We start from the raw sequence: 7006 nt of genomic DNA, 5'->3' as shown, positions 1-7006 counted from the left end.
GATTTGCCAAACAAACAAATAGCAAAGCTAGAAAAGAATAGAAAGCGCAAGCAACGTAAATTAGCTAGGAAGAAAGACAAGACTTCAAACAAGCGGCTCCATGCTAAACGGTTAGTTGCAAAAGTCTTTAGTAAAATATCTAGAGTAAGAGAGGATTTTCTACACAAGCTATCTCGCAAAATAGCATACGAAAACCAAGTTATTTGTGTAGAAGATTTGGCAGTTAAGAATATGGTGAAAAATCCCAATCTGGCAAAAGCTATTAGTGATCAGGGTTGGGGAATGTTTCTAGCCATGCTTAAATACAAAGCTGAGAAGTTTGGACATACATATCAAGAGATAGGGCGTTTCTTCCCATCTTCTCAACTTTGTAGCGCGACTCTACTACCAATCCCATCTCTACAAAATGGTTATGATTCTTTGGGTTTAAGGTTCGTAGATTGTCCACACTGCCAACAGCAACATGATAGAGATATCAACGCTGCAATCAATATTAGAAATGAAGGTTTGCGACTTTTGGAGTTAGGAACTAGCTCTTCTGCCCTTGGAGGGGATGTAAGACCAAAGTCTTCAGGACGTAAAAAATCCATGAAGACCGAGGCAATCCCCAATGAATTGGGAAGCCTACACTGTACCGCAAGGTCAGTGTAGGTAGTTCACTTGCTTTCTTCCACAAGGAGTTGAAGGATTGGTGTATAGGACATCACAAAGAAAATGCCATCATAAACTTTTTTGTTATGATAAGCCGTCATCAACCTTTAGATAGATTTTATAGAATTTAGATATGAATAGGAAAACCATTTCATACACCATGAAAGCAGCAAAACCACCTTTTTTACTTCCCACGGGTACAAATAACCCTTAGCAGTCGCGATCGCACTTCCGGCACTGCGGTAAAAGGCTAGAGACCTTCTGTTTGAGCGAAAATGTGTAGAATTTAGCGATTTTTATGTGGATTTTCCTGCAAGTGTTAGTCCATTAGAGCGCCAGGGAACAATCTAGCTAGGGTTATCGGACGGAAAAGTTCATCGCTGAGACTTTCTCCTGCTTTTTCAGCATTGAAGACATTTAGCGCGACAAGGCAGAACAAGCATTTTCAGGTGACGGCTACCGAAATCCCGTCCAAGTTAGGAATTAAGTACTGATGAAAACTTTAGTGTCTAATAAGGAAACGGCGAGACTGGAAGCTCTCCGCCGGTATCGGATTCTTGATACAGACCCGGAAGAGGCATTCGACGATCTTGCCCATTTAGCGGCGCACATTTGTGGAACCCCGATTGCATTAATAAATCTTCTGGATGAGAATCGTCAGTGGTTCAAGTCGAAGGTGGGTTTAGAGGTATCAGAATTACCCCTTGATGTCGGGTTGTGCCCCCTGATTGAGCAACACGACATTTTAATGATTCCTGATACATTGGCTGATAAAAAGTTCGCCACCAATCCGGTCGTAATTGCTTGCCCTAGTGCCCGATTTTATGCTAGCGCACCGCTGATGACGCCTGAGGGACAGATAATTGGGGCGCTCTGTGTTGTTGATTATGTACCGCGAAACCTCAGCCCAGAACAAGTAGAGGCACTTAAAGCTTTAAGCCGCCAGGTGATTAAACTACTAGAGCTACGGCGTAATTTAGCTGAACAGGAACGCAGCATCGCTGCACGCAAACGAGCCGAGGAGGCGCTAGGGCAAGCTGCTTCCAAAAATCTGCAACTAGCACGGGCGATTACTTCAGCTTCTGAGGGAGTGGTTATTACCGATCCGAATCAGCCAGATAACCCCATCATCTACTCAAACCCAGCTTTCTCGCGGATCTCTGGGTATGAGCCAGAGGAGATTATGGGTCAAAACTGCCGTTTTCTGCAAGGTTCTGGCACAGATCCGCAAGCGATCGCTCAAATTCGCCAAGCGATTGCCGAACAACAAGAGATTCAAACGACGCTAATAAACTATCGAAAAGATGGTCAGCCATTCTGGAATGAATTAAGAATTTCGCCAGTATTTTCAGATGAGGGGAACTTACTCTACTTCGTAGGCTTGCAAACGGATATTACCGCTCGCAAGCGGGCAGAGGAAGAGCGCGATCGCTTGTTCATCCTCTCGTTAGATATGCTGTGTATTGCTGGTTTGGATGGCTATTTTAAGCGCGTGAACCCAGCCTTTGGGAAAACCCTTGGACTTTCCCAAGAAGAACTTTGTTCTACACCATTGTTCAACTTTGTTCATCCTGAAGACCAAGCAAAAACCCTTGGCGAATTGGAGAAACTTGCCACTGGCGAACCGACCCTTGACTTTGAGAACCGCTACATCTGTCAGGATGGTTCGTATAAATGGCTATCATGGACAGCCTTTCCGGTCGTTAAAGAAGGGTTGATGTATGCGATCGCCCGTGACATTAGCGATCGCAAAGCTAACGAAGAGGCGTTGCGCCAAAGCGAAGAGCGGTTTCGCAATTTAGTCGAAACGACTAGCGATTGGGTGTGGGAGGTGGATAAAAACGTTGTTTACACTTATGTCAGTCCGAAGCTCCGCGACATTTTGGGTTATGAACCAGAAGAAGTACTGGGCAAAACTCCCTTCGATCTCATGCCTCCAGAAGAAGCTTTTCGAGTTGCTAATATTTTTGGGTCAATGACTGCCCTTGCACAACCCATTACCTGTCTTGAAAATACTACTCTTCACAAAGATGGTCATCTGGTTGTTCTAGAAACCAGTGCAGTTCCAGTTTGGAATTGTGATGGAAAGTTCCAAGGTTATCGCGGCATGGATCGAGACATCACCGAGCGCAAACAGGCAGAACAAAAAATCCGCAGACAAGCTGCCTTGCTAGATGTAACAACAGATGCAATTCTCGTGCGAAATCTGGAAGACAAAATCGTACTTTGGAGTAAAGGAGCTGAGTTACTGTACGGCTGGAAGGCGGAGGAAGTTCTGGGAAAAAATGTCTCGGAGATTTTGTACAACAATCCTTCGCCTCAACTCCTAGAAGCGCAAAAGACTGTTACCGACAAAGGTGAGTGGCAAGGTGAATTGTATAAAGTTACCAAAGAAGGCAAACAAATTGTTGTCGCCAGTCGTTGGAGCTTGGTGCGCGATGACGAAGAAAAACCCAAATCAATCCTCTCCGTAGACACCGATATTACAGAGAAAAAACAACTTGAAGCACAGTTCCGCCGCGCCCAAAGAATGGAGAGTATCGGTACGCTGGCTGGCGGCATTGCCCACGATCTAAACAATGTGCTGACGCCAATTCTTGCAGCCATTCAAATCTTACAAATGGTAATTCCCGATCCGCGCAGTCAGCGGCTTTTGGATCTACTAGAAACAAATACTAAACGTGGTGCCGAGCTAATTAAGCAAGTCTTGTCATTTGCGCGAGGAGTTGAAGGTGAGAGAATGACACTTCAAGTAGGGCACTTAATTGCGGAAATTCAAAAAATTGCCAAAGAGACATTTCCTAAATCAATCGAAATATATACAGATATAGCGATGATGGAACTTTGGCCTGTCTCTGGAGATGCCACCCAAGTACATCAGGTGCTGATGAACCTCTGCGTTAATGCTCGCGATGCGATGCCAGATGGTGGCATCTTGAGTATCTCTGCCGAAAATCTTCTCATTGATGAAAACTATGCTCGGATGAATATTGATGCCAAAACGGGGTCTTATATTGTCATCACTATTTCGGATACTGGTAGTGGTATTCCGCCAGAGAGTTTAGAAAGAATCTTTGAACCATTTTTCACGACAAAGGAACTTGGTAAAGGCACAGGTCTGGGTCTTTCCACTGTTTTGGCGATTATTAAAGGTCATGACGGTTTTATCAATGTCTATAGCGAAGTAGGAAGAGGAACCCAATTTAAAGTTTATTTTCCAGCAACTAACACAACTACAACAAACGCAGAAAATAAGGAGCGTTACGAACTGCCTAGAGGTCACGGAGAATGGATTCTGGTGGTTGATGATGAACCAGCGATTCGGGAGGTGACCAAAACATCCCTAGAAGCTTACGACTATCGGGTACTCACTGCCAACGATGGGATTGAAGCGATCGCGCTCTATGCCCAGCATCGCTCGGAGATCGCTGTAGTATTAATTGATATGATGATGCCAGCGATGGATGGGTCAACCACCATCCGCGCCCTGCAAAAAATGAACCCGCAGGTCAAAGTTGTTGCCGTGAGTGGACTGGTTTCCAACCATAAGCTGGCTGCGATCGCTGGTGGCGTAGTCAAAAGATTTTTGTCGAAGCCCTACACCGCAGAAGATTTGTTGAAATCCATTCACGAGCTTCTAACTTAGTGCTGTGATTCCAGAAGTCGATGCGATACGCGCTACGCGGTCAAGTATGCGCGATCGTCACCCCCTCCCCTTTCTAGCACTAACTTTTGCCCTGTTTATCACCTTTATCAAGATTTTAATGAACCAAAACTTTGTGCCTATTTTTTTATTTAGATAAACTAAAAGTAGGCATACGAGGTTTTAGCGATGGATTATCAAAAGTTTGTTGAGCAACTGCCAAGCCTTTATGAAAATTGGGGACAAGAGTCGGTTGTACCCAAATCAACGCGGTTTCAGCAGGCACTTGACCAAGTTCAAGGAATGACTACAGCAAACGTGATGCAGTTGCTCCATTTTGCTGTGGAGTGCATGAAACCAGATGAAATATACTGTGAGATTGGCTGTTATCAAGGTTCAACTTTAATTGGCGCACTGCTCGATCATCCAGAGCGAATGGCATACGCTGTAGACAACTTTTCTGAATTTGACCAATCCGGTGAAAATCTGGACATATTAATTAATAATTTATCAAATTTTGATATTCAAGATCAAGTTTATTTTTGCAATCAAGATTTTGAAGAGTTTTTATTAGAGCTTCGAGAAATCAAGCCAGACGACAAAATTGGTGTCTATTTATATGATGGCGCTCACGACTATAGATCGCAATTATTAGGATTACTCCTAATCAGACCGTTTCTGGCTGAAAAAGCCCTGATTATTGTGGATGATAGCAATTGGGAAACGGTGCGCCAAGCTAATTGGGACTTTATGGCTGCTAACCCAGAGTGTCAATTATTGCTAGAGTTGCTGACGCCAAGAGACGGCTATCACACTTTTTGGAATGGGATTCAGGTTCTCAGTTGGGATGTAAATAAAAAATCTAACTATCCCTGGTCTACTTTCAGCCAAATGCGCCAAACATCAGTTGTTCAGGCTATCTATCAATTACAGTTTATTGAACAAAAAGAAGAGGCGTTAGATAAGCTTTATCAAGAAGCCTTATCACTGCATGAGCAAGGGCAGTTTTTAGCCGCCGAGAAAAATTATCGTGACTTTCTACTGGCGAGAAATCGCGATCCTAAAGCGTGGTTAAGCTTAGGAGTATTATATTACGAAGCCGAACAATATCAAAAGTCTATCGAAGCTATTTTAAATTTACTAAAAATAGATTCATCTCTATTTCAAGGATACTATATTCTTGGATTGTCTTTCGAGAAAATCAATCAAAATTCTCAAGCAATTTCCGCTTACACAGAAGCGATCGCTCTCGAACCAAAACTAATTGAGGCTTACAACAATTTAGGAAATCTTCTCACTCAGACAGGTGAAAGCGAGCAGGCTGAAGCAGTCTACCGTCAAGCGATCGCAGCTAACTCCAGCCACTTTGGTAGCTACCTCAATTTGGGAAATTTGTTAATGGAACAGAATCAACTTGAGCCAGCGATTGAAGTTTATAAAACAGCTCTGACGCTAAGTCCAGACAATCCTGATATATTGAATAACCTAGCGATCGCATTAGAAGCCCAAAAGAATCCTACACAGTTCATTCTAAAATTTGGTAATAAACTCTACCAGCAAGAGAGATATGAAACAGCGATTGAGCAATATCAAAAATTCATAGAAATCCAAACAGGAGATGCAGAGGTTTATTTTAACCTGAGTGATTGCTTTATACATCTAAATCGACTACAAGAAGCGATCGCTACACTTCAAGAAGGCATCTGCTTTCACCCGATAACAGGTAAGTTGCACTTTTACCTCATAAAATTATTGCAGCAGAACGGACAGATTGAAGAAGCAATATCAAGTGCAGACAAAGCATCTCAATTACTGCCTAATGAATACGTTTTCAAAATATTCAAAAACTTAATATTGCCAGCTATTTACGATACCCACGATGAAATTAATTTTTATCGTCAACGATTTATAGAAGGGATACAAAATCTAATTAAACAGACAACAATTGAAACGCTAGGAGACAAAACTAATGCCTTGATGGGTATAAGTTGTTTCACTAACTTTTACTTAGGTTATCAGGCTCACAATGTTTTAGAGTTACAACGCCAATATGGAGATTTCGTCCATCAAATTATGGCAGCAAACTATCCACAATGGGTGGAGCCTGTATCTATGCCTCCGCTTACAGAAAACAACAAAATTCGTGTTGGTTATGTTTCGGCTTATCTGCATTCTTACAGCGGAACCCTTTGGTTAACAGGCTGGTTGCGTTACTGCGAAAAGAAAAACTTTGAAATTTACTGTTACTACACAGGAAATGAACCAGACGCCATAACACGACAATTTCAGGGTTATAGTGATGTATTTCACCATATTCCTTATAATCTTGAAGCTGTATGTCAACAGATTTTGACCGACAAACTACATATACTTGTATTTCCAGAAGTTGGGATGGATGCTCTAACAATCCAAATAGCTGGATTGCGTCTTGCTCCTGTACAATGCGTAGCATGGGGACATCCAGTTACAACTGGTTTACCAACTTTAGATTACTTTTTATCTAGCCAGTTGATGGAGCCGGAAAATGCACAAGAACATTATTCGGAAAAACTGATTCGTCTACCAAATATTGGTGTGGCTTATCCCCAGGGCTATTTCATTCTAGACAGAGAGGGTGAAATCCAGTAAGCTAAAGCTCAACGAATTTTTCTTATCGAGCTATGAGAACGCTTGCCATTGTGGAAGCCTTTTCCAGTTTGCCTGACGCACGAC

The 7006-nt window shown here is 42.6% G+C and carries 3 protein-coding genes; all 3 read left to right on the top strand.

Translation table 11 applies throughout. From position 1 onward, the window contains the following. On the top strand, positions 1-651 hold a 651-nt coding region (locus tag ACFW2W_RS15100), incomplete at its 5' end, for an RNA-guided endonuclease TnpB family protein (protein ID WP_378179512.1). A gap of 493 nt (positions 652-1144) precedes the next feature. Continuing rightward, positions 1145-4297: a PAS domain S-box protein gene (locus ACFW2W_RS15095; RefSeq protein ID WP_378179510.1), complete on the top strand. Its 3153-nt coding sequence runs from the start codon at positions 1145-1147 to the stop codon at positions 4295-4297. 186 nt (positions 4298-4483) lie between these two features. Continuing rightward, positions 4484-6922 carry a tetratricopeptide repeat protein gene (locus ACFW2W_RS15090; RefSeq protein ID WP_378179508.1) on the top strand — a complete coding sequence of 813 codons (2439 nt, stop codon included), beginning with the start codon at positions 4484-4486 and terminating at the stop codon, positions 6920-6922. Positions 6923-7006: the final 84 nt, after the last annotated feature.

It is taken from the genome of Coleofasciculus sp. H7-2 (assembly GCF_042747725.1).
In the GTDB taxonomy this organism is placed as follows: Bacteria; Cyanobacteriota; Cyanobacteriia; order Cyanobacteriales; family FACHB-T130; genus FACHB-T130.
This window is presented reverse-complemented; position numbering and strand designations above follow the sequence as displayed.

Coding starts and splice junctions, on each gene's coding strand:
- ACFW2W_RS15095 (WP_378179510.1), top strand. CDS start 1,145: ATGAAAACTTTAGTGTCTAATAAGGAAACGGCGAGACTGGAAGCTCTC.
- ACFW2W_RS15090 (WP_378179508.1), top strand. CDS start 4,484: ATGGATTATCAAAAGTTTGTTGAGCAACTGCCAAGCCTTTATGAAAAT.